Genomic DNA, 25,316 nt, shown 5'->3' on the forward strand with positions numbered 1-25,316 from the left:
AAACGCTCCATAAAACACATCTAATATTATGTATTTTTGCGAAATATATAAAAGATTTTTGCTTAATGAATACAAACGCTTTCGCTTTGCGTCATATCGGTCCTAGGGAAGATGACCAAAAACAAATGTTAAATACTATTGGTTTAGAAACGTTAGATGAATTAATTTACGAAACTATACCAGACGATATTCGTTTAAAAAAAGAGTTGAATTTAGATGAACCAATGACCGAGCATGAGTATTTACTTCATATTCATGATTTATCTAAAAAAAATAAAGCATATAAGACATATATAGGCTTAGGCTACCACCCTACTATTTTACCTGCTGTAATTCAAAGAAACATTCTAGAAAACCCTGGTTGGTATACGGCATACACGCCTTACCAAGCCGAAATTGCTCAAGGAAGACTAGAAGCCTTATTAAATTTCCAAACCATGGTTATAGACCTTACGGGAATGGAAATTGCAAATGCCTCTTTACTTGATGAAAGTACAGCAGCTGCAGAAGCCATGAGTTTACTTTTTGCCGTTCGCGAACGCGACCAGAAAAAAGCAGGAATCAATAAGTTTTTTGTTTCTGAAAACATATTACCACAAACCTTATCCTTATTACAAACTAGAGCTAATCCTATTGGAATAGAGCTTGTAATTGGTAAGGAAGAAGCTTTCGATTTTTCGGAAGCATTTTTTGGAGCCATTTTACAATACCCAGGAAAAGACGGTCAAATTACCGATATAAAATCTTTTATAAGTCAAGCTAGTGATGCTCGAATTAAAGTTGCTGTTGCTGCCGATTTTTTAAGTTTAGTAAAACTAGAAGCGCCAGGGCAATTTGGAGCAGATGTTGTAATTGGCACCACACAACGTTTCGGAATCCCGATGGGATATGGTGGTCCGCACGCCGCTTATTTTGCAACCAAAGAAGCTTATAAACGAGATTTACCAGGGCGTATTATTGGTGTAACCAAAGATGCCAATGGCAACCGCGCTTTACGTATGGCACTACAAACTAGAGAGCAACATATAAAGCGAGATAAGGCAACTTCAAACATTTGCACAGCTCAAGTTTTATTAGCTGTTATGGCAAGTATGTATGGCGTTTATCATGGTCCTAAAGGCTTAAAATTTATCGCCAATAAAATTCATAATAAAACAGCTACTTTAGCAAGGGCCTTAGAGAAGTTAGGATATAAACAATTAAACACATCGTACTTTGATACGCTTCAAATAAAAACGAAAGCTAAAAAAGTAAAAAAGGTAGCTACTAAAAAGAAAGTTAATTTATTTTATCCGGATTCAAAAACCGTTACATTTTCAATTAACGAAACCACCTCTATTCGGGATATTAATTATTTGATTGCCATATTTGCCGAAGCTGCTAACAAGGAAACTATTACAATTTCTAAAATTGAACAAGCTAACAACATTTTAGAAACCGTACAAAGACAATCTGATTTTTTAACCGATGCTGTTTTTAACACCCATCATTCCGAAACAGAATTAATGCGTTACATAAAATCTTTAGAACGTAAAGATTTAGCATTAAACCACTCTATGATTTCATTAGGATCCTGTACTATGAAACTTAATGCGGCTTCAGAAATGCTTCCTTTAAGTTGGTTTAAATGGGGTAATATTCATCCTTTTGCGCCTTTAAAACAAGCCAAAGGCTATTTAACTATTTTAAAAGAACTTGAAGACCAGTTAACAGAAATTACCGGTTTTGCAGCAACATCGTTACAACCAAACTCTGGTGCACAGGGCGAATTTGCGGGTTTAATGGTTATTAAAGCGTATCACGAATCGCGTAACGATCACCACAGAAACATATGCTTAATCCCATCGTCTGCACATGGTACAAACCCTGCAAGTGCGGTTATGGCAGGCATGAAAGTTGTTGTAACAAAATCGACTGCCGAAGGCAATATTGATGTTGACGATTTACGTGAAAAGGCAGAACTTCATAAGGATAACCTTTCTGCTTTAATGGTGACCTATCCATCTACACATGGTGTTTACGAATCGGCTATTAAAGAAATTACTAAAATAATACATGATAACGGCGGACAAGTATACATGGATGGTGCAAATATGAATGCACAAGTTGGTTTAACCAATCCTGGAAATATTGGTGCCGATGTATGCCACCTAAACTTACACAAAACCTTTGCTATACCTCATGGTGGTGGCGGTCCTGGAGTAGGTCCTATTTGCGTTGCTAAACAATTGGTACCTTTTTTACCTGGTAGCCCATTAGTAAAAGTTGGAGGTAAACAGGCTATAACCGCTATTTCGGCGGCGCCTTTTGGTTCTGCGCTAGCCTGTTTAATATCCTATGGATACATAAAAATGCTTGGAGCACAAGGCTTAACAGAATCTACAAAAATTGCCATTTTAAATGCTAACTATATTAAGCAACGCTTACAAGGTAATTTTGACACCTTATATTCAGGCGAACGCGGTCGTGCAGCTCACGAAATGATTGTAGATTGCCGTCCGTTTAAAGCAAACGGTATTGAAGTTACAGATATCGCAAAACGCTTAATGGATTATGGTTTTCATGCCCCAACAGTATCTTTTCCGGTAGCAGGAACTTTAATGATTGAACCTACCGAAAGTGAAAGTAAAGCAGAAATAGATCGCTTTTGTGACGCTATGATTTCAATAAAAAAAGAAATAGACAACGTAACTAAAGAGGATGCAAATAACCTGCTAAAAAATGCACCGCATACGCTACATATGATTACGGCCAACGATTGGAACTTTCCGTATTCTCGCGAAGCAGCAGCCTTCCCACTAGAGTACGTAAGAGATAATAAGTTTTGGCCAAGTGTAAGACGTGTGGACGATGCTTACGGAGATAGAAACTTAATTTGTTCTTGCGCTCCAATTGAAACCTACGCAGAAGCCTAAAATAACATGTTGAACATCGTAATTTTAATCAATATTGAATAGCTATTAACTAAGAACCGCGTAATTTAGTATGCACGCATAACACATATAGTAAATTTCTATTTTATGAATATTAAAATAACTGGTACAGGAAGCTATATTCCTTCCAAAATTGCAACCAATGAAAACTTTCATAATCATGAATTTTTAAACACCGATGGTAGTTCCATAAAGGCGCCAAATGAGGTTATTGTTAAAAAATTTAAAGCCATAACAGGAATAGATGAACGCCGTTACGCTAAGCACCATTTAAACACCTCGGACCTTGCTTCTTTTGCTGCCGAAAAAGCCATTGAAAGCGCTAATATCAATAGAGAGGACCTAGATTATATAATAGTTGCTCATAATTATGGAGATGTAAGGCACGATAGCATTCAAAGCGATACCGTACCAAGTATTGCTTCTAGAGTAAAACATTTATTGCAAATTAAAAACCCTAAATGTGTTGCTTACGATTTGCTTTTCGGATGCCCAGGCTGGGTACAAGGTGTCATTCAAGCGCATGCGTTTATTAAAGCAGGTATTGCTAATAAATGCTTAGTAATTGGAGCCGAAACGTTGTCCCGAATTTTAGACCCACATGATAGAGATTCCATGATTTATAGCGATGGTGCTGGAGCTGTGGTTATAGAAAACACAAACAACGAGGGCGGTATTATTGCTTTCGACTCTGCCACCTTTTCTTTAGACGAGGCGCACTATATTTACTTTGGCGAAACTAATAATCAAAATACTACCGATAACCGTCGTTATATAAAAATGTATGGTCGTAAAATTTACGAGTTCGCATTAACAAACGTACCGGTTGCCATGAAATCTTGTTTAGATAAAAGCGGCGTTGATATTACTCAAGTTAAAAAAATATTGATTCACCAGGCTAACGAAAAAATGGACGAAGCCATAGTTAAGCGCTTTTACGAACTTTATAATATGGAAATGCCGGAAGGCATAATGCCTATGAGTATTGGAAAGTTAGGTAATTCTAGCGTAGCAACCGTACCTACACTTTACGATATTATCCTAAAAGGAAACTTAGAAAACCAAGAAATTAACGAAGGTGATATTATTCTTTTTGCAAGTGTAGGTGCCGGAATGAATATCAATGCTATTGTATATAAACAGTAAGCTAAAGAACTATTTTTTTTTACAGGTTTAGCATTTAACGTAAACTAATTATTTACACTTTTGCAGTACAAAAAAATATAACTATATCTTTACTAACTATATTCAAACAAAAGCATGGAATTTTCGCAGCTATTCTATAAAATAATCTATCAAAAAAAATTAAACTATGCTTTAAGGAATATTTCCTATCCCATTGGAAAGTTTTTAAAAAAACTAAGAATCCCTCCCTCTGGAATTTTACAACTAAAAACAAATTCTGGCATAATCAAGATTAAAACAAATCAAACTAGTTATCTTACTCAACTACTTTTTTGGAATGGATACGAACAATTTGAATATTCTAAAATTTTTGAGATTCTAACGAAAGATATAAATGTTTTTTTGGATATAGGCTCAAATATTGGTTACTATTCACTTTTAGCTGTTAAAGCTAATCCAAATATTAGTGTTTACGCATTTGAACCCGCAATAGGGCCCAAATATTTTTTACAACAAAACATTTCTTTAAATAATTTTGAAGACAATATAAAACCTATTGATTTAGCATTAAGTAATCAAATAGGAAAAATAGATTTTTATGAAGTCGAAAGTTTAAAATATAAAAAACTAAAATATAATCTGGCTGGAGAGGGGAATGCTGGCACTAAAAAAACTTCTAGGAATTTCATAAAAAACACAGTTTCGGCAACAACTCTAAAAGATTTTGTGAAACTTAAAAAATTAGATAAAATTGATTTAATAAAGATTGACACAGAAGGAACAGAAATAGATATTCTGAATTATGGAATTGAAGTTATAAGAGTACATCAACCAATTGTAATTTGTGAAACATTATTTAACACTATTGAAGTTGAACTTGAAGATTTTTTCAAAAAATTAGATTATATATTTTTCAACCACACCTATCAAGGTTTAATTGAGGTTAAAACAATTAAAAGAGGTAAAGACAATGGAATTAGGAATTGCTTTTTTGTACCAAAATCTAAACTAAATTTAATATCATCATTTATAGTTAATTAATTTACTTTGAATTTCTACATCATCATTCCTGCTCACAACGAAGCCGATTCCATAGGTCTTACGCTTCAATCTTTGGTTAATCAAACTTTAAAACCAAAGCAAATTGTTGTGGTTAATGATAACTCTACCGATGCTACAGAGTCAATTATTGATGATTATATTAAAACCTATACCTTTATTTCCATAGTAAACAATAAATCGTCTAACCAACATTTACCGGGTTCCAAAATTATAAATGCATTTTACAAAGGTTACGAAACCTTAAATAGCGCTTACGATATACTATGTAAATTTGATGCCGACTTAATTTTTCCTGAAAACTACCTCGAAAAATTAGCAATTCATTTTAAAAAGAATCCTAAATTAGGAATGGCTTCGGGGTTTTGTTACATTGAAAAAAACAACCAATGGATTTTAGAAAACCTAACTAACAAAGACCATATTCGTGGTGCTTTAAAGGCCTACAGGAAAGAATGTTTTCTAGACATAGGAAAACTTAAACGGTCTATGGGTTGGGATACCGTTGATGAGTTGCTAGCTAAATATTACGGCTGGGACATTTTAACTGATGATGCTTTACATGTAAAACATTTAAAGCCCACTGGCGTTAGTTATAATAAAGCATCAAAGTATTTGCAAGGGGAAGCTATGTATAAAATGCGCTATGGCTTTATAATAACATTAATTTCCGCCTTGAAACTAGCTTACAAAAAAGGAAGCTTTTCACTATTTAAAGATTATATGAGTGGATATTTTAAAGCTAAAAACCAAAAAACAGCCTACTTAGTAAACCAGCAAGAAGGTGTATTTATTAGAAATTTACGATGGAAAGGCATGCTAAATAAATTTAAATAACAAAATGAAAATTGTTGCTCTAATAGTATGCATAGGTATTGGCTTATTCTTTTTAACTAAAGTAAAAGCTAAACCGGATATTAAATATGTTGAAAGTACATTGGCCAATAAAAATTGTAACGCACCAGATAGTATTGCTAAGAGGCACCATAATGGTTCCTATATTAGAGGACGCGCCTATTACTTGATTGAGCTTGCAAAGCATCCAGACAATAAAAAATAAGATTCCCTCTTTAGATGGAATATATTATTTAAAACTCCAACCTTTATAACTACTTGAAGCTTCTAGTTTATTCTCTATGGAATCTTCTAGTTCAGGAAAAAAATCTATTCCTGTTAATGCTTCAACCTCATCAACAGACACTACAAAATCGTACAAAGGCTTGTTAGAAGCCTCGTGTGGCATTAAAAACGCAATCATTTTAGTGGTTCCAGAATTGGTATCAATTAACACCTTGTAAAACTGATTTGGAACAGAAACATGCTCTGTGCCTATAGACTTCATATTACCGTTTAAAACACCTCCGGTAACAACAAAAACACCGTTGTACTTACTTGCCCAATACCTCACTTTTTGCTCCAAACTATTCCAAATTCCGGCATTAAATTGATGTTCTTGCGGACTAATATTACTTGTTAAAAAAGTTTCGTCGTGTGCCGCTTTAGTATAACGTCTGTCTCCAGCAGGACAAAGATGTCCGCGATCGAAACCCGAGTTTTTATAGTTTCTCCAGCTTGCCGCACCCGTTTTTACAGCTTTATCAATTTCAAAATAAGGCCGTTTATGATTTGTATTAGATAAATGCGCTTTTTTTAATTCGTATGCTACCCATTCCGCTTGTTCATGTTTCTCGTTATACGATAATGAATAACCATTATGATGTACTATTTGTCCTGTTGACGAAGTTGGTAAAAAATACTCATTGGTATCACTTTTAGTTGTTTGACCTTCAGTAATAATTTCGGCTTTTTCTTTTTCACCTAAAAAATACTCATAGCCATAAACCGCTAAAACAATAACCAAAACAACTATGGAGGACAGTGTACGTTTGCTCATTAATTTAAAACAAATTCTAAAGGTTGACCTATTGAAAAGTTTGGAAAACTAGTTCCTAAAAGTGCAGACATGGTTGGTGCAATATCTGTTATTTCGGTCTTTTTTAAAGTGTCTCCTTTCTTAATTCCTTTTCCGAAAAACAATAAAGGCACGTGGGTATCATAATTTAAACCACTACCATGAGTTGAACCCACTTTACTATAAGAAATATATGCCGGATCGTTTAATAACAAGACATCGCCAGATGCCTTTTGGTTAAATCCTTTTTGCATAAGCGCTTCAATACCTTCAACAAAATTTACAGAACCCATGCTTGTTGCAGTATAGGCTTTATATATATTTTTGTAAGTTATTTGCTCGTTTACTATAGCTTCTTGTACATCCTGCAAATTTAAATTTAAGGCTTTAATTTTTTCTCTATTTAAGAAAATTTGGTCATTGCTTATGTTTTCTAAAATCTCTGTTGTACCGTAAGTCTCAATTAAAAACGCATTAAACTGCTTTTTACGTTCATCGTTATTTACGTATCCTGCAGGAATTTTTACAGATTGCAAATAAGATGGTACATCAATAGCTGCATGATCTGCTGTTAAGAAAACAGTGTATTCACCTTTACCAACCTCTGTATCTAGTGCTTGGAATAACCGCTCTAAATCCTTATCTAAACGAATATAAGTATCCTCAACCTCTTTTGAGTTTACTCCAAATTTATGACCAACATAATCGGTACTTGAAAAGCTAACCGTTAAAACATCGGTAATCTCATCTTCACCTAAAGCTTCGCCTTTTATGGCTGCTATGGCAAAATCTGCAACAATACTATTCCCGTAAGGCGTTCCTTTAATAATATCAAAATTTCCATTTTTATCTTTTAAAACACCTAAATCATAAGGAAATGTTGCTGTTTCCTTTCCTTTAAAAGTGCCTTCAAAATCATTTAAATCAGAGCCACTTTCGGTATAAGTTGAAATATTATATAAAGTATTCCATGGTTTTAAATACGATTCGGCAACATTAGAATCGTTAAATTTCTTAACCCACTTAGGTAAGGTATTCATATAAAAAGAGCTACTAATAAAGGAGCCTTCATCACTGCCATGAAACCAATATGCTGCATTAGCGGTATGACCAGCTGGTAAAATAGCACCTCTGTCTTTTATTGAAATACCTATTGTTTTTCCTCGCATTTGTGTAAACAATCTATTTTCATCGGCAAACGTTGTGGTTTTCATGCGGTGAGGCGACATTTTACCTGCCTTATGTTTGGTTCCCACAGGTTCTACATTTTCATCTCCAGCACAATACACTGTTTTTTTTATCTCTCTATCGTAAAAATTATTACCAATTATACCATGATATTTTGGCGTGGTTCCGGAATAAATAGAAGCATGCCCCGGAGCCGTGTAAGTTGGTACGTAATTATAATGATTGTTTTTACAATTAAACCCTTCGTCCATCATACGTTTAAAACCTCCATCACCATATTTGTTATAAAATCGGGTTAAATAATCGTAACGCATTTGGTCTACAACAATACCAACAACCAATTTAGGATTATCGTTTTGTGCTATCGTGGGGAAGCTTAATGTTAAAACAAACATTAAGAAAAATAAATATTTCATTCTATAATTAAATTTATAAAGCCAAAAATACATATAATTAATCCATCATTATTTTAAATTAAAGTTAAATACCAACAAGTTTTTTTTACTTTAGCATTTACAAATTTGTATATGACTTATCTGCATAACATAGGTGCTTATTTTTTAATGATAGTAGAAATGTTTCGAAAACCGACAAAATGGACGGTAATGAAACAACTTATTCTTAAGGATATAGACGATTTAATTATTGGTTCTTTAGGAATTGCTGCTTTTATTTCCTTTTTTGTTGGAGGTGTTGTAACTATACAAACAGCGCTTAATATTGATAGCCCATTAATACCTAAATACCTGGTTGGTTTTGCAACGAGGCAATCCATTATATTAGAATTTGCACCCACATTTATGTCTATAATTATGGCAGGAAAAGTAGGTTCGTTTATTACTTCTAGCATAGGTACCATGCGCGTTACAGAACAAATTGACGCCTTGGAGGTTATGGGTATTAACTCGCTAAACTATTTAGTTTTTCCTAAATTTATTGCCTTGCTTTTATATCCTTTTATTATATCAATAGCTATGTTTTTAGGTATTTTAGGAGGTATGGCAGCTTGTGTTTATGGCGGCTTTAGCTCTTTAGAAGATTATATAGTAGGTATCCAAACAGATTTTGAAACTTTCCACGTTATTTATGCGTTTATAAAAACATTTGTATTTGCTTTTATATTGGCTACCGTCCCGTCATTTCATGGTTATTTTATGAAAGGTGGCGCGCTAGAGGTAGGAAAAGCAAGTACCACATCGTTTGTATGGACTAGTGTTGTAATCATTATTTTAAATTATTTCCTAACCCAAATGTTACTAAGCTAATGATAGAAGTTTCTAATTTACATAAGTCGTTTGGAGACGTTGAAGTTTTAAAAGGCATTAGCACTACTTTTGAAAAAGGCAAAACAAACCTCATTATTGGACAAAGTGGTTCGGGTAAAACTGTATTTTTAAAATGCTTATTAGGCTTATTTAACTACGAGAAAGGTTCCATAGCTTATGATGGTAAAATTTTTGCAAAACTTACGGAAGACGAAAAGCGAAATATACGTGCTGAAATAGGTATGGTATTTCAAGGTAGCGCCTTATTTGATTCCATGACTATTGCCGAAAACGTTATGTTTCCGCTTAAAATGTTTACCAAACAAAGTAAAAGCGAAATGGAAGACCGTGTGAACTTTGTATTAAAACGCGTTAACCTTGAAACTGCGCATAATAAAATGCCTAGCGAAGCTTCTGGAGGTATGCAAAAACGTGTTGCTATTGCTCGTGCAATAGTAAATAATCCTAAATATTTATTTTGCGATGAACCTAACTCGGGTTTAGATCCAAAAACAGCCATAGTAATTGACAACCTTATTCAAGAAATTACAGACGAATATCAAATTACCACAGTAATAAATTCGCATGATATGAACTCGGTTATGGAAATTGGAGAAAAGATTGTTTTCCTAAGAAATGGACTAAAAGCATGGGAAGGATCTAACAAAACCATTTTTAAAACAGATAACGAAGTGGTTACCGATTTTGTTTACTCTTCAAACCTATTTAAAAAAGTACGTAAAATGTACATAGAAGAAAATGAATAAAACCTAATTTTTAAATAAGGTTTTATTCATTAAAATTTATATCTCTATTCTAAATTTATTTTAAAATTAGAACATTGGATTTGTTTAATTGTGTGCTTATCCAAGTTTTTAATTCTTCTTCCTTTTTAACTTGAATGCTGTCTGGTAAATTCGTGTTCCACTTTAAACGCACTACCGAAACCGTATCGATATTAATAAAATCTTTAGACTCTAACATATTAGAATACCCAAAGTATTCCAAATCTTTAAACCTTACCTTGGCATCGCGAGATAAACTAGAAAACGGAATGGTATTAGATATAGTTTTCGACTCTAATTGTTTATTTAAATTGGTAATATTTACCTGTAAACCTTCAATTTGATTCTGTAATCCAGTAATAATTATATCCTTTTGGTCTAAATCGCGTATGGCTCTATCGTAAGCATCAGAAATTTTATCGATACTTCTATTTTTATTCCCCTGAATTACTAAACTGTAATCTTTTATTTTTTCGTAAGTTTTAATTTCATTTTCCAAATCTGCTATGGTAGCATCTGGAACTTCACCATTAAAATAAAGGGTAATTGTTTTTTCTTCCCAGTTTGGTACTCCCTTTTGCAACCATAACTCGTGGTTAGATTTAACCTCGGTTTCCATAAAATTATTATAATCGCCCTCTAAACCAGATTGCGTTATAAAGTTAACAAAGGTCCAAATTGCAGGTGCCATAACCAAAATAGCAATTAAAGAAGCCAACTGTGCAATTCTTTTTCTTTTTTTAGAATTCGCATACCTTAACATTGGGAACCTTAATATTTTTAGCACTAAAAAGGTTGCTAGAGCAATAAAAATGGTATTTATGGTAAACAAATACATGGCACCAATAAAGTAGTCCCAATTGTGCGCTAATCCATAACCGGCAGTACATAATGGTGGCATTAATGCTGTTGCAATAGCCACACCAAAAATTACCGAGGCAATCGTTCCTTTTTTAGTTCGTGCAATAATTAAGGCTGCACCACCAAAAAAGGCAATTAAAACATCTCGTAAATCGGGTTTGGTACGACCAAAAAGCTCGGTCGTCATAATATCTGCAGTTGGAAAAAATTTAAAAAACAAAAAGGCTGTCATTAAACTTAAAACAATCATTGTTACTAAGTTTATAAGCGATTTTTTAAGTGTATCGATATCGTTTATAGCAATAGATAAGCCAATACCCAAAATAGGCCCCATTAATGGCGAAATTAACATGGCACCAATTACCACAGCTGTAGAGTTTGCGTTTAAACCAATAGAGGCTACAAATATGGAACAAATTAAAATCCAAGCTGTAGCGCCTTTAAAAGGAATATCGCCTTTTATTGCTTGAATTGTAGCGTCTCTGTCGGTGTCATCTCTAAAATCTAAAAGCTCGCTTAAAAATTTTGAGATACTGGTAAAAAGACCTTGAGCATCCTTTTTTACATTTTCTTTAGACTGCTCAACGCTCTGTTCCTTTTTTAAAGCTTCTGCCTTTTCCTCTTCTTCAGAGAAATTAAACTTACTCTCTTCACTCATAATTAACCGTATTGCTCTCCAAATTTATCTTTTACTTGTTGGAGTGTTTTCTTTATATCTTGTTCTTTAGACTTAGGAAAGATAAGCAAAACTTCTTCTTTATCCACAACAATATAATCTTGTAGGCCATCAATAACAACAATTTTATCTTTTTTTGTTCTTATCATATTTCCCGAAGCATCTTCGGCCAAAGTCCTAGCATTTACCACAGCATTGTTAGCCTCGTCCTTATCCAACTTGTCGTATAAACTTCCCCAAGTTCCTAAATCGTTCCAATCAAATTCTGCCGCAATAACATGAACATTGGTAGATTTTTCCATAATAGCATAATCCACCGATATATTTTCTGCTTTAGGATAATTATCACGAATAAAGTCGTCTTCAAATTCGGTATTATACACCGATATGCCTTTTTCGAATAACTCAAACAATTCTGGCTGATTGCTTTTAAATGCTTTAACTACACTCTTTGCGCTCCACATAAAAATACCTGCATTCCATAAAAAATTACCTTGAGAAATAAAGTCTTTTGCTGTTTCGTAATCTGGTTTTTCTCTAAATTGATTAACCGATTTTATCGCTTTCGCGGAAGACTTATCAAACTCAATATAACCGTAACCTGTATTAGGAAAAGTAGGTTGAATTCCTAGAGTCATTAATGCATCATTTTCAGAACAATACTCGAAGGCTTGTTTCACATTGCTGGCAAATGTTTTTTCGTCCTCAATCCAATGGTCACTTGGTGCCACAATCATAACCGCATCTGGGTTTTCTTTCTGAATTTTTAAGGAGGCGTATAAAATACAAGGTGCTGTGTTACGCATTGCAGGTTCTAATACCACTTGACGCTGCTCAACTTCCGGTAATTGCTCTAAAACTAAATCGTTATATCGTTCGTTTGTTAAAATAAAAATATTTTCCTTCGGAATTAAATCTGCCAAACGATGAAATGTTTTTTGTATTAGCGTATCGCCCGTTCCTAACATATCATGAAACTGCTTTGGAAAATCCTGTGTGCTTATTGGCCAAAATCTTGATCCTACTCCTCCGGCCATTAATATGGCGTAATAGTTTTTATTCATATTTTATTTTATTAATTCTACTTCTGCATTTGGATTAAAAAGGTATAAACGTCCTGTTTTAATTTCAATGCACTCATAACGTTTAACACGCTTTTTACCCATTTTAAAAACCTTACCATTATAAAGTTTAAAACTTACACCCAAAGGTACTTCAAAAATAAAGGTTTTATTATTAGGTTCGTCAAATTGCTTTAAAGCTAAGGCCAATGGCGCATCTGTATCGCTAGACGCTTTAGGGTTTTTAAAATGTTTTGCCAATAAAGGCAGTAAGGCATCTGGAAATATCTCTGGGTTTAAAAACGGTAGCATTAAATGCTGAAATGTTTGTTTCCACTCCAAACCATGCGGTTTTATAAAGGCCCCATAAGCTTTATAGGCCTCCAAATGAGCAATTTCATGAACAAGCGTTATTAAAAAACGATAAGTGTTTAAATTTGAGTTTATTGTAATTTGATGCTTCCCGCTTGGTAATTTTCTATAATCACCATGCCTTGTTTTACGCTCGTTTTTAACTTTTACCAACAAATCGTCGCGTTTTAAAAGCTTTAAAACTGGAGTAACAGCATTTGTAGGTATATATTTTTGGAGCTCACTTTGCATTATAGCTAAAATAAAAGAATTCCTGAAAAGAACCACTTGGCAGGATAGACTTTTATGTAAAAAATTATAATTTAGTAATTAATTGCTTTTAACTCTTTTGCAATTACAGATACCTTAAAATATGAACCCAAAAGTTGACAAATATTTAGAGCAGGTAAAACTTTGGAAACCAGAATTAGAACTTTTAAGAGGTATTATAACAAGTTGCGGACTTACCGAAGAATTTAAATGGCGAAACCCGTGTTATTCTTTTAAAGGTAAAAACATTGTAATAATTGGAGGTTTTAAAGCCTTTTGCTCATTAAGTTTTTTTAAAGGCGCTTTACTAAAAGACCCAGAAGGTGTCCTAAAGAAACCAGGTCCAAATTCAAGATCAACAAAGCTTATTCCGTTAACAAGCACAAAAGCAATTTTAGCTTTAGAACCTATATTGAAACGTTATATTTACGAAGCTATCGCCATTGAAGCATCAGAAATACAGGTTAAAATTGATAAAACCGATGAGTTAAACTATCCCGAAGAATTAAGAGCTGTATTTTTAGAAAAGCCGGAATTTGAAACTGCTTTTAAAAAACTAACTACGGGTAGGCAACGTGGTTATATTTTGCATTTTACCAGTGCCAAACAATCGAAAACACGAACTACAAGAATACTTAAATGTGAATCGCGAATTTTAAAGGGATTTGGTTTTAATGATTGTACTTGCGGACTATCAAAACGAAAACCAAATTGCGATGGTTCCCACAAACAGTTGGAAAACAAATAGGCTTTAACTAACAGTAGCGAATTATAACATTTTTAAAAACTTATCCATGCTATTAAATGTCTTTGTAGCTTCTTTACTTAGCGCATTACTATAGTCGTGCTCTGTATAACCAAAAACATCAAAACCGCCTGTATTAGCTGCTCTAACTCCCGACAGACTATCCTCAACCACCAAACAGTCTTCTGGTTTAAACCCCATAGTTTCTGCTGCCCATAGAAAAACATCGGGCTCTGGTTTCCATTTTTGTATCGCATAACAACTAAAGATATGCCCTTCAAAAAAAGGAAGTAGCCCCGTAAGCTCTAAGTTTAACCGAATTTTATTTTCGGGTCCACTTGATGCTACACAAAACGGGACGTTTATGTTTTCGAGAACTGCTTTTATACCTTTTATTGGTTGAATATTTTTCCGGAAGGCTTCAAACGTATTAATACGATAATCTTGTTCAAAATGAATAGGTAATGGTTTTTCAATACGTTGCGAAATATAATTAGTACAGTATTTAAAAGATTTCCCTTTTAATGCCATCATAGCAGCATCAAGCTCCATGTTAGCTCCTAAATAATTAGCCATTTCAACCAAAACACCTATAGCAATAGGCTCACTATCTATTAAAACGCCATCGCAATCGAAAATTACACATTTATATTTACTCATAAATTAAGGCGTAGAATTAGAAACCTGCAACAGTTTACCATTATAATATTTATTCCCGGTTAATGAAAAATCAAGAATATATTCAGCCATTTCTAAAGCTGTTGTAGGTGCTTGATAGCCTGGAAAAGCTTCTTCTAACATTTCGGTTTGTACAGCACCTAAGGCTAAAACATTAAATGCTATTCCAGATTCTTTATACTCTTCGGCTAGTAACTCGGTTAAAGTAATTACCGCAGCTTTACTAGAACTATAGGCCGCTAACCCTGGAAACTTCATACTACCTTGTACACCGCCCATTGAGCTAATGGTAACAACATGACTATTATTAACCATAAACGGAATTACTTTTCGTGTTAATTCTGCTACTCCAAAAACATTGGTTTTATAAACAGCCTCAAACTCATCCATAGTAATTTCTGCAAACGGCTTATTCAATAATGTACCGGCGTTATTTATTAATACATCTACATGCTTCCATTCTTTGGCTATAAAATCTTCAACATGACTATAAGCCTTAGCATCATTCAAGTTGAACGAAAATGCAGTAACATTATCTAATTTCAAGCTTTGAACCGGCTTCTCATTCCGCGAAAGCGCTAAAACTTTATGTCCTGCTTTTGCAAAGAGTTGCACTAGCTCGAAACCAATACCGCGGCTTGTTCCTGTTATAATTATATGCTTACTCATTATTCATTTTTATTACTTTGGTTGGTGCATTTATCATGCCTTCTAAGGCCGGAACCATTTTATTTATAAAATTTGTCATGTGATTAAAATCCATTTTATCAGCTTCATCATCTACATGATGGTAGTATTCAAAATTAGTAAAATCGAAGGTAGAAATAGCGTGTGCAGGTACTTTAAAAGCGTTATAAAACGGGTAGTTATCCGAGCGTTGAAATAAATTAAATTCTTTAGCTTTTGGAAAGAACCCTATCAATTCAGACCCGCCATAAACATTAAGTTGTTCTGCTAAATTAGATTTTTCGTACCCAGACATATATGCCATAATTTCGGTTGTTGCTCTTGGTACGCCTATCATTTCGAAATTAATCATGGTATATAGGTCCATTTGCTTTTCTTTTAAACGTTCTGCTAAATGCTCTGACCCTTTAAGCCCCATTTCTTCGGCGGCATACAACGTGAATAAAACACTACGTTTATTACTTTTGGTTTTTGCAAAGTATTTTGCCCATTCTAAAACGGCAACTGTTCCGGAGGCATCATCGTTAGCGCCATTGGCAATAACATCGCCATTTACCGCTTTTGCTGTTCCAATATGATCGTAATGCGCACCAAGAATTACAAACTCATTTTTAAGTTTTGGGTCGTTACCTTCTAAATACCCAACTACGTTATATCCTATTATTGTTTCAATATTAAAACTATCGCGATAGGTTTCAAAATAAGGTTTAATATGATTTGCTTTGAAATGATTTTCAATAAAAACAGCTGCTTTTTCAATGCCTTTAGAGCCTGTATTTCTTCCTTCTAATTCATCTGAAGCTAAATACTCTAGACTCGACTTTATAGCTTCTAAAGAAATAGCCTTAGAAACCGCACTACCAGAGTATAAAACGGATTTACTTATAGATTCCTCTGTAGTTTGAGCTACTGGTTTATTAGCATCAGGATTGGTTTCGATAATTTTTTTTTGTCCGCCGCAACTTAAAATAAGCACTAGTACTAAAAGACTAACTATTTTTTTCATGGTGTGTTTATTAAAATTTAAAGATAAAAAAAACCTGTATCAAACTAATGATACAGGTTTTTTTTATCTTTAAATTAAAAACTTAATATCTATGCTATCATAGTTACAGGGTTTTCAATATACGTTTTTAATGTTTGTAAAAATTGTGCTCCCACAGCTCCATCTACTGTTCTGTGATCGCATGCCAATGTAAGCATCATAGTATTACCAACAACTATTTGACCATCTTTAACTACAGGCTTTTGCACAATAGCTCCTACCGATAAAATTGCAGAATTTGGTTGGTTAATAATTGATGTGAAACTCTGAATACCAAACATTCCTAAGTTAGAAACCGTAAATGTACTTCCAGACATTTCATCTGGCTTAATTTTTTTGTTTCTAGCTTTACCGGCTAAATCTCTTACCGACGATCCAATTTGTGTTAAACTTAACGCATTGGTATGCTTAATTACTGGCACAACTAAACCATCATCTACAGCTACTGCTACACCTACGTGAATGTGGCTGTGTATTTTAGTTACATTATCACTCCAAGTTGTATTAACTTGAGGGTGTTTTAATAAAGCCATAGCACAAGCTTTAACCACCATATCATTAAATGACACTTTTGTATCTGGAATGGCATTTATTATTTTACGAGAAGCCATAGCATTATCCATATCGACTTCGATATTTAGATAGAAATGCGGTGCCGTAAACTTAGAGGTTCCTAAAGCTTTTGCAATAGCTTTACGCATTGAAGAATTTTTAACTTCTTCTGTGCTCTCTTCTCCTGCTACAGCAAAATTTGTAACAGCAGCAGAACCAGCTGGTGCTGCGGCAGCAGGTTCGTAATTTTCGATATCGCGTTTAACGATACGTCCATTTTCTCCTGAGCCTTGAACTTTAGTTAAGTTGATTCCTTTATCTTCTGCTAATTTCTTAGCTAAAGGAGACACAAACACACGTCCATTTTCTGTAACCGGTGTTGGTGCCGGAGCACTTGCTTTTTTAGGAGCCGATGCTGCAGCAGGCGCTGCTTTTGGAGCTTCCTTTTTAGCTTCGGCTTTTGGAGCTTCTTTTGCAGGAGCTGCCGATGCTGAAAAACTAGAAGCCACTCCAGAAACATCTGTTCCAGCAGGACCTATAATTGCTAATAAAGCATCTACTTTTGCAGATTCTCCTTCTTGTAATCCTATTTCTAATAACGTACCAGATTGGAAAGATTCAAATTCCATGGTTGCTTTATCTGTTTCAATTTCGGCTAAAATATCGCCTTCTTCAACAGTGTCTCCCACTTTCTTTAACCATGTTGCCACAGTTCCTTCTTCCATAGTATCACTTAAACGTGGCATAGTTACAACTATAACACCTTCAGGTAATGCGGCACTTGCAGCAGGAGCCACAGCTGTTTCGGCAGGAGCTTCTTGAGTAGATTCAGCTTCTGCTGTTTCTTCTTTTGCTTCCGTGGAAGCGTTACCACCACCATTTAAAAGGCCAGATATATCTTCACCTTCGTTACCAATTATAGCTAAAAGCTCATCTACCTTTGTAGTTTCACCCTCTTGAACACCAATATGAAGTAGTGTACCTTCGTTAAAAGATTCGAATTCCATGGTCGCTTTATCGGTTTCGATTTCAGCTAAAATATCTCCTTCTTCTATCTTATCTCCTACTTTTTTTAACCATGTAGCCACGGTACCTTCTTCCATGGTATCGCTTAAACGGGGCATATTAACAACTATTGCCATATCTTATATTTTGTGTTGAATAAATGGATAATCCTCTTGCTCGTAAACCATATCGTATAGTTGTTGCTTTTCTGGGAAAGGCGATTCTTCAGCGAATTTCTCACATTCTGCAACACGTTCTTTTACGCGCTTATCAATTACTTTAATATCGTCTTCTGTAGCATATTTCTTTTCAAGAATAACATCCTTAACTTGCGTAATTGGATCTATTTTCTTGTACTCTTCAACCTCATCTTTGGTTCTATAATGCTGTGCATCGGACATAGAGTGTCCTCTATAACGGTATGTTTTTAACTCTAAAAATGTTGGTCCGCCACCTTTACGTGCTCTTGTTATAGCCTCATCGAAAGCTTCGGCAACTTTAATTGGGTTCATTCCATCAACAGGTCCACAAGGCATATCGTAGCCTAAACCTAATTTCCATATTTCGGTATGGTTTGCTGTTCTTTCTACCGAAGTTCCCATAGCGTATCCATTGTTTTCACAAACAAATACTACAGGTAAATTCCATAACATAGCTAAGTTAAACGTTTCGTGAAGTGACCCTTGACGCGCAGCGCCATCACCAAAACAACAAATGGTTACACCGTCTACACCATGATATTTGTCTCCAAAAGCAATACCAGCACCCAAAGGAATTTGGCCTCCAACAATACCATGCCCACCATAAAATCTAAATTCTTTTGAGAAAATATGCATAGAACCACCCATACCTTTGGATGTTCCAGTTACTTTTCCAAATAACTCTGCCATAACACGTTTAGGATCAACTCCCATACCTATTGGTTGTACGTGGTTACGATAAGCGGTAATCATTTTATCTTTTGTCAAGTCCATAGCATGTAAAGCACCAGCTAAAACAGCTTCTTGACCATTATACAAATGAAGAAATCCTCTTACTTTTTGTTGAATGTATACTGCGGCAAGTTTATCTTCAAACTTTCTCCAGAATAACATCTCTTCGTACCATTTTAGGTAAACCTCTTTTGTGATTTTTTTCATTGAATACTTTTTGAGTACTATTATTATAATTAGCGGAACACAAAAGTAACACTTTGTGCTGTATTGCAAAAACACAATATGACTAAAATACAAAAAAAATGAAAAAATGGGATTGTAAGCTAATTTAGTTTCACTAATTATTATAATTTATGGATAAAAACTAAAATATCTTAAATTAAAAACAGTTATAACACTGATTTATCAAACATTAAAGGCAGTAAATTTGCTAGCGAGTTTGATTTAGCTATAGCACCGGTTTCGCCCATAAAATAGATTTCTATTGGCATATCTTGTTTTATTTCGTATTCGGCTATAGCTTGCCTACATGCGCCACAAGGCGGAATGGGCTTTGTAGTTTTGTTAAGTTTAGATCCGGCAGTAATTGCCATGCGAACTATTTTAGCTTCTGGAAACTGTGACCCTGCATAATATATTGCTGTACGCTCTGCACATAAGCCCGAGGGATAAGATGCATTTTCTTGATTACTTCCTAATACAATCTCGTTATTATCTAAAAGTATAGCCGCACCTACATTAAAGTTGGAATATGGTGCATAGGCTTTTTCTCTTGCTTGAACAGCCTTCTCCATTAGTGCCACTGCCTCTTGAGGAAGCTCTTGCACGTTTTTAAAAACGAATAACGTAGACTCTATTTTTATTTCCTTCATAATCAACTGTAATTTAAGACTTGCTTTTAGAAACAAAAAACTATTGCCTTTAAGCAATAGTTTTTTAAATTTTATTTTGTTTTTAATGGTACTAATACTCTACGTATTCTCCTGCGCCAAAGTTAAAGGTTAAAGAGAAACGCAAGGTGTTTTCTAGTGGACTTTGCACTTTTGATGCCGAGAATAAGTATGATAAATCTATATTAACCACGTTTGCTTTAAATCCAGCACCTAAAGCCAAAAATTTTCTAGCTCCTTTTTCTTCACTTTCATTAAAATAACCTGTTCTAAACGCAAATGAATCTTGATATACATATTCTGCTCCTAAAGCCCAAGTAAACTCCTTTAACTCTTCGCTAAACCCGCCAGGTGCATCGCCAAAAGATTGAAATATTCCTGATAAAAAGTTAACATCGGGGTCTTTACCTCCTATAATTACATCTTCCCGAACTATAGACCCTAATTCGTCTGTATCGTCTTCATCTGTACCATTTTCAGGATCATATATACCATTTCCATTATTATCGGTATAATTAAACTCATTTCCTAAAGCAGGAGGCGTTGGCACCAATAACTTAGCAACTTCTGCTGTTACAGATATTTTATTGTAATCGTCGAAAATAAAATCGAAACCTGCTCCTAAACGTAAATTAGTTGGCTGAAAATTTTCTTCGCCTCCTTCATCATATTTAAACTTAGGGCCAATATTTTGAATCGCAAAACCTGCTCTCCAACGTCCATTAAAATCGGAATACGCTTCTTCTTCACTTTGGTAATACCCTGAAAGATCGACACCAAATGTACTTGCAGGTGTAATATCTCCTCCAACGCCTTGAATTCTTAAATCTGAACGTAAATAACGCATAAGTACCGACATTGAAAACTGATCGGATAAACGTAAAGCATATGATGCATCCAATGAAAATTCATTTGGTTTTTGCTCTCTTGGTGTATCATCTGGCCCGTCAACAAACTCAATAGAACCTAAAGAGAAGTACCTTAAACTTGCTGCAAAAGCACTACGATCGTCTAAACGGTTAAAGTATGTAAAATTTCCTAAAAAGATATCGTTAACCAATTTACTTAAATATGGCGTATAACTAACACCTACACCAGATTTAGCTTCTGAAAATGCGTATTTTGATGCATTCCATTGTTGTGAAAAAGCATCAACAGAGGTTGCCACCCCCATATCTCCCATACCTGCAGCACGAGCATCTGATGCAATAAGTAAAAATGGAATTCCTGTAGTAATCACCCTTGAACTTTCGTCTGGTATAATAACTGTTGTATCTTGTGTATAGCCTTTAAAAACAAAAATAAAGGCTATTAATAGCAATAATCTATTTTTCATGAAATCTTATTTAGTTTAGCAAATATAATTTTTTTTATAATATGACTAGTTTTTCAATTTTTTCGACCGTTTTGTTCAATAAATTAGAATGTACTTTTAGTTTATAAATATAAACGCCTTTACCTATTTTATCACCAAAATCGTCTCTTCCATCCCAAACTATATCTCGAGATAACGAACTTGTTGCGTTTATTCCTCCAGTTGTTTGACCGTTAAGGGTCCTAATAATTTTCCCGGAAACGGTGAATATCTGTATAGAAACGTCTAAAGGTTCCGAACTATTGTGATTGAACCAAAATTCTGTGTAATTTACAAACGGATTTGGGTAATTAAGAACGTTATTAATTACCAAACCTTCGTCTTTATCAAACACGATAAACTGAATTTCGGATATTGAAGAGTTATTATAAACATCCCAAGCTTTTACAGTTAAGGTATGTAAACCTGGTTCTAAATCTTTAAACGGGAAACTTACGGTACCTTTGGTATAATCATCTACTTCGGTTTGATAATAATCGTTTAAAATTACAGGATTTGTTTCATCGCCATCTAAAACACCTACAATATCATGCCCAATACCACTGGCTGTATTAATTCCGTTAGCATCTTCTAATTTAGCTAGTAATGTAGGCGACTCGTTTGTAATTCCGCCGGTAACAAAATTTTCGTCGTTCATGTATAGTGTTACTACAGGACCGGTATTATCTTCGGGCGCATCTTCGTTTAAACCACCTATTCTTATTGTATTAACGCTTGCACCTGTTTTATCTTCGGTTAGGGCTTCATTTTTTACATAAAAACTCGCTTTACCAAAGCCTACAGGGATTCCAATATCTTTAGGTACCACAAAATCGAATTCAAACAACCCGTTAGTAACCGATGCTTGCCCCCTAAAAATAATTTCGCCTAGGGTTTTAAAATCCATTATTATAACTCCATTACTATCGGAAATGCCATCGTTACCTAAGGTTTTCCTGTTCACTTCTTTATCGTAAATAGTTGTGGACAAAGTACCATTATATGCGGTTAATAAATTTCCTGCCACATCTGTTACCTCACCTGCTAATTTAACATAGCTTAAACCTTTAAGTGTATCGGTAGCTGTTGCAATAGGCACATCGTTAATTTTAGTAAGCCTGATATTTGGTTTCGGGAAAGCCAATTTCATTGCCGGATCTCCAATAAAAAACACTAAACTTTTTTGACCATTACTAGTAACAGCTGGATCATTTTTGGTTAACCTTAAAGCTTCGGCCATGGATGGATATTCATAGTCTTCGTAAATGTCCGTATCACTATAAGAATATAGGTATTGACCTAACTCTCTGTTAAATCTAATTCCAAAATTAACAAAAACTTGACGCGTGGTAGTTATTAAACCAATAGCTCCGGTTTCCTTATTCCAAAAGGTAAATTCCCCTGCGGTTTCCCTAAACGGATTATCAAAACGTGTAAATTCACAAGTTACTGTTACAAAACAATTTAATTTAAACACATTGCGTAGATCTGTTATGTCGTTTTTTAAAAAAAATCGTTCTTCTGCCAAACCATCTTCGCCTCCATGACCAAAATAGTTTACCACCAAGGCACCATTATCCATAGCACTAACTATTTCTGAAGTAACCACAGGATACCTGTCTCCTCCTGCCGACGATTCTTGATTATAAGCATCGGCGTGAATTTTAACAACATTAACAAAAGGCTTTTCTTCTGCTACTAAGTCTCCTATTTCATCTGTAGTAGCCTGTAAAGTTCCTTTTAAATCTGAATCATTATCGTCTGATATTACTACAAAATTATTTCTCCAGCTCCCAAAAGTTTGTTTGGAGTAATAGGATTCAATTTTATTAACCAATTCTAATGCGCGTTGTGGTGTATCTGCTAAAATTCTACCAACAGCAATATCTAACTTATCGTTAGCACTCATGTTACCTTCATTATCATCCATCATACCATAAAAATCATCAGACACAAAAGAAGTTGCTAAGCTAAAACTATTGTATGAATACCACGACGGAACAATATTGGTGTTACCCGAAACCCTATCTTTATAATCGTATGAACCATCTCCAAACAAACACAAATACTTAATTCTGTTTTCTGGCGTACTAGCATTGTCATAAACATACTTTACCATATTTCTTATCGCACCAATATCTTGATTTCCCGAACTAAACTCATTATAAATCTCCTCTAGTTTGAGCACTTTAACATTTAACCCATATTGTTCTCTATTTATTTGCGCTAAACGTTCAGCCTGAACAAACATATTACTAGGTGCTATAATGATATAATCCACATCTTGAAACACTCCTTGACTATTTTCAAAAATAGTACCTTTAATATTCTGATTTACTATTGTGGTTTTTGAGTCTATTTTGGGGTCTAAATAATTAGAAGCAACGGCTACGTATGATTTTAGACTCCCTAATATTGAAGTAAAGCTAAATGTAGTGTTCTTATTACTGTTAGCAACGCTTGACACATTGTAAATATCTGTAACATCCCACACTTGTAGTAAATTTGATGCATTTGTTATATTGTACTGCCCTATGCCTGACAATGTAGAAACTAAATTATTTTTAAATAAAAATTGACTACCATCAAAATTTAAGGCGCGCTTAGCTTCTACAGAAATATAATCTAAATAACCTACTACGCTAGGATTCCCCAAATTATTAAAATCTAAACTTACTTTTATGGAAGGCGAATCTACATTTATACGACCAGAATAATTATCTCCATTTGCTAATGAAGGCGATCTTACTCCTGAAATATCAAGGCTTGACACCTCATTATCATTTACACTTACTTTCATTTGGGCAGGACTCATTGAAGCCGTTGCCACAACCACCTCTAAATTAACCGGTTCTGAAGTTATCAGACCTTTAAAATCAAATACAAATTCCTTACTATTTTCAATATCAAATTTATCACCAAACCAACGGCGGCCTAAGGAAATAAGGTTATAATCGTCAACCTCATGATATTGATAATCATCATAAGTGTCGATAACCATGTCAACACTACCAACAGGTTCATTAAAAGGTTGAATACGCTTACCAATACCCGAACTTACATTAATATAATAATACGTTTTATCGGTATAGCAATTAATATGGCTTTTCTCGCTAAAATACTCATAGCCTGCCGGCCCTTGCCCGTAAAATAAAATATAATCATTGTCATTTAGAACACCATCATCTTCTCCAATAAATTGTATAGCATTCTCAGGAACATCAAAAGGGTAATCTACCGAGTTTTGATAAGGAATCATTTTACCACCATGTCCAAACACTTTGATAGTTCTGGGGTCAACAGTATTAACATTAACCCCCAAGGATTTCAAAAAGCCTTTAGTTAACTTAAATACCCCCGTGGTATCAATATAAAATCGATACCATTCACCAGAGCTTAAAACGGAATTAGAAACAGCTTTTGTTGCTTTATACTTCCTTGATAACTTTTTATTTAAATTATTTCCCTCCTTATAACTTAATTGAAAGGAAATAATTTTTTTATACATTCCATTACCATCCCTTATAATTGGTGAACACTCAAATGCAATATATTTATCGTTTCTAGCTGTAGAATTTTTTAAAGTAAAATTTAATTCTGAAGGAATTTTAGAACTATCTAAATCTATTAATTCTGTTTTAGATACTGTTTCATAAACAATATTGCTAATACTAGCGGAAGCTTCATTAATTTCGACGTTGGTTTTCCACTGGTGATTAAATAACAGACCTTTATCAAAATCATAATTAAAGTATTCCTTATTAAACGCAGGCACTTCAATAGTAAAATCGGCTACGGATAAAACTTGAGAGCCTTCCCAAGTAATACTATATTTTTTTTGTTGTGCAAATGTTACTGCTGAAAAAACAAATAGCAAAAATAAAATAGACTTTTTCATTGTTAGAATAACGTAGTTAGGCATTTGTTATTATTTAAAAA

The 25,316-nt window shown here is 34.3% G+C and carries 21 protein-coding genes; 8 read left to right on the forward strand and 13 right to left on the reverse strand.

The window, feature by feature from the left end:
* The first annotated feature begins 65 nt into the window (after window positions 1-65).
* From gcvP to BMY96_RS00845, 5 genes are all read left to right on the forward strand, one after another.
* Window positions 66-2,915, forward strand: a complete 2,850-nt coding sequence (gene gcvP / locus BMY96_RS00825; RefSeq protein WP_092847852.1) for an aminomethyl-transferring glycine dehydrogenase — start codon at window positions 66-68, stop codon at window positions 2,913-2,915.
* Between the two features lie 105 nt (window positions 2,916-3,020).
* Window positions 3,021-4,079: a 3-oxoacyl-ACP synthase III family protein gene (locus BMY96_RS00830; RefSeq protein WP_092847855.1), complete on the forward strand. Its 1,059-nt coding sequence runs from the start codon at window positions 3,021-3,023 to the stop codon at window positions 4,077-4,079.
* A 114-nt stretch (window positions 4,080-4,193) separates the two neighbouring features.
* Window positions 4,194-5,099 (forward strand): FkbM family methyltransferase, encoded by a 906-nt coding sequence (locus tag BMY96_RS00835; protein WP_092847857.1) that lies wholly within the window; start codon window positions 4,194-4,196, stop codon window positions 5,097-5,099.
* A 6-nt stretch (window positions 5,100-5,105) separates the two neighbouring features.
* Window positions 5,106-5,954 (forward strand): glycosyltransferase family 2 protein, encoded by an 849-nt coding sequence (locus BMY96_RS00840; RefSeq protein WP_092847860.1) that lies wholly within the window; start codon window positions 5,106-5,108, stop codon window positions 5,952-5,954.
* Between the two features lie 4 nt (window positions 5,955-5,958).
* Window positions 5,959-6,177: a hypothetical protein gene (locus BMY96_RS00845; RefSeq protein ID WP_092847862.1), complete on the forward strand. Its 219-nt coding sequence runs from the start codon at window positions 5,959-5,961 to the stop codon at window positions 6,175-6,177.
* 24 nt (window positions 6,178-6,201) lie between these two features.
* Here the strand turns inward: BMY96_RS00845 and BMY96_RS00850 are convergent, their stop codons facing one another.
* Together BMY96_RS00850 and pafA are read right to left on the reverse strand one after the other, a co-directional pair.
* Window positions 6,202-7,011, reverse strand: coding sequence for a DNA/RNA non-specific endonuclease (locus tag BMY96_RS00850; RefSeq protein ID WP_092847863.1), 810 nt, complete (start codon window positions 7,009-7,011; stop codon window positions 6,202-6,204).
* On the reverse strand, window positions 7,011-8,633 hold the full coding sequence (gene pafA / locus BMY96_RS00855; RefSeq protein ID WP_092847866.1) for an alkaline phosphatase PafA: 1,623 nt from the start codon (window positions 8,631-8,633) through the stop codon (window positions 7,011-7,013). The genes BMY96_RS00850 and pafA overlap by 1 nt, the downstream gene beginning before the upstream one ends.
* 111 nt (window positions 8,634-8,744) lie before the next feature.
* Here pafA and BMY96_RS00860 point away from each other — a divergent pair, with 111 nt between their 5' ends.
* Both BMY96_RS00860 and BMY96_RS00865 read left to right on the forward strand, forming a co-directional pair.
* Entirely contained in the window at window positions 8,745-9,482 is a 738-nt protein-coding gene (locus BMY96_RS00860) for an MlaE family ABC transporter permease (RefSeq protein WP_092847868.1), read from the forward strand.
* Window positions 9,482-10,249, forward strand: a complete 768-nt coding sequence (locus BMY96_RS00865) for an ABC transporter ATP-binding protein (RefSeq protein ID WP_092847870.1) — start codon at window positions 9,482-9,484, stop codon at window positions 10,247-10,249. The genes BMY96_RS00860 and BMY96_RS00865 overlap by 1 nt, the downstream gene beginning before the upstream one ends.
* Window positions 10,250-10,304: 55 nt before the next feature.
* Here the strand turns inward: BMY96_RS00865 and BMY96_RS00870 are convergent, their stop codons facing one another.
* Genes BMY96_RS00870 through BMY96_RS00880 form a run of 3 tightly spaced genes read right to left on the reverse strand, consistent with a single transcriptional unit; the run spans window position 10,305 to window position 13,468 of the window.
* On the reverse strand, window positions 10,305-11,786 hold the full coding sequence (locus BMY96_RS00870) for a DUF389 domain-containing protein (protein WP_092847873.1): 1,482 nt from the start codon (window positions 11,784-11,786) through the stop codon (window positions 10,305-10,307).
* 2 nt (window positions 11,787-11,788) lie between these two features.
* On the reverse strand, window positions 11,789-12,868 hold the full coding sequence (locus BMY96_RS00875) for a mannose-1-phosphate guanylyltransferase (RefSeq protein WP_092847876.1): 1,080 nt from the start codon (window positions 12,866-12,868) through the stop codon (window positions 11,789-11,791).
* Window positions 12,869-12,871: 3 nt separating this feature from the next.
* Window positions 12,872-13,468, reverse strand: coding sequence for a SprT-like domain-containing protein (locus BMY96_RS00880; RefSeq protein WP_092847877.1), 597 nt, complete (start codon window positions 13,466-13,468; stop codon window positions 12,872-12,874).
* Window positions 13,469-13,589: 121 nt separating this feature from the next.
* Between BMY96_RS00880 and BMY96_RS00885 the strand changes: the two genes are divergently transcribed.
* On the forward strand, window positions 13,590-14,234 hold the full coding sequence (locus tag BMY96_RS00885) for a DUF1801 domain-containing protein (RefSeq protein ID WP_092847879.1): 645 nt from the start codon (window positions 13,590-13,592) through the stop codon (window positions 14,232-14,234).
* A 21-nt stretch (window positions 14,235-14,255) separates the two neighbouring features.
* Here BMY96_RS00885 and BMY96_RS00890 read toward each other — a convergent pair whose 3' ends face one another.
* The 8 genes from BMY96_RS00890 to porU form a co-directional block, all read right to left on the reverse strand.
* Window positions 14,256-14,891, reverse strand: a complete 636-nt coding sequence (locus tag BMY96_RS00890; protein WP_092847881.1) for an HAD family hydrolase — start codon at window positions 14,889-14,891, stop codon at window positions 14,256-14,258.
* Window positions 14,892-14,894: 3 nt separating this feature from the next.
* On the reverse strand, window positions 14,895-15,578 hold the full coding sequence (locus tag BMY96_RS00895) for an SDR family NAD(P)-dependent oxidoreductase (RefSeq protein ID WP_092847884.1): 684 nt from the start codon (window positions 15,576-15,578) through the stop codon (window positions 14,895-14,897).
* Window positions 15,571-16,602: a M20/M25/M40 family metallo-hydrolase gene (locus BMY96_RS00900; protein ID WP_092847886.1), complete on the reverse strand. Its 1,032-nt coding sequence runs from the start codon at window positions 16,600-16,602 to the stop codon at window positions 15,571-15,573. Before BMY96_RS00900 ends, BMY96_RS00895 begins: the two co-directional genes overlap by 8 nt.
* An 89-nt stretch (window positions 16,603-16,691) precedes the next feature.
* Entirely contained in the window at window positions 16,692-18,335 is a 1,644-nt protein-coding gene (locus tag BMY96_RS00905; protein WP_092847888.1) for a dihydrolipoyl dehydrogenase family protein, read from the reverse strand.
* Between the two features lie 3 nt (window positions 18,336-18,338).
* Complete coding sequence (gene pdhA, locus BMY96_RS00910; RefSeq protein WP_092847890.1) at window positions 18,339-19,337, reverse strand: pyruvate dehydrogenase (acetyl-transferring) E1 component subunit alpha; 999 nt, start codon at window positions 19,335-19,337, stop codon at window positions 18,339-18,341.
* Window positions 19,338-19,522: 185 nt separating this feature from the next.
* A complete protein-coding gene (gene cdd, locus BMY96_RS00915; protein WP_092847892.1) occupies window positions 19,523-20,005 on the reverse strand; it encodes a cytidine deaminase in 483 nt (160 codons plus the stop codon).
* Window positions 20,006-20,096: 91 nt separating this feature from the next.
* A complete protein-coding gene (gene porV, locus BMY96_RS00920) occupies window positions 20,097-21,359 on the reverse strand; it encodes a type IX secretion system outer membrane channel protein PorV (protein ID WP_092847895.1) in 1,263 nt (420 codons plus the stop codon).
* Between the two features lie 34 nt (window positions 21,360-21,393).
* Window positions 21,394-25,275, reverse strand: a complete 3,882-nt coding sequence (porU, locus tag BMY96_RS00925) for a type IX secretion system sortase PorU (protein ID WP_092847897.1) — start codon at window positions 25,273-25,275, stop codon at window positions 21,394-21,396.
* Window positions 25,276-25,316 lie beyond the last annotated feature (41 nt).

Origin of the sequence: Algibacter pectinivorans (genome assembly GCF_900112595.1) — a bacterium.
In the GTDB taxonomy this organism is placed as follows: Bacteria; Bacteroidota; Bacteroidia; order Flavobacteriales; family Flavobacteriaceae; genus Algibacter_B; species Algibacter_B pectinivorans.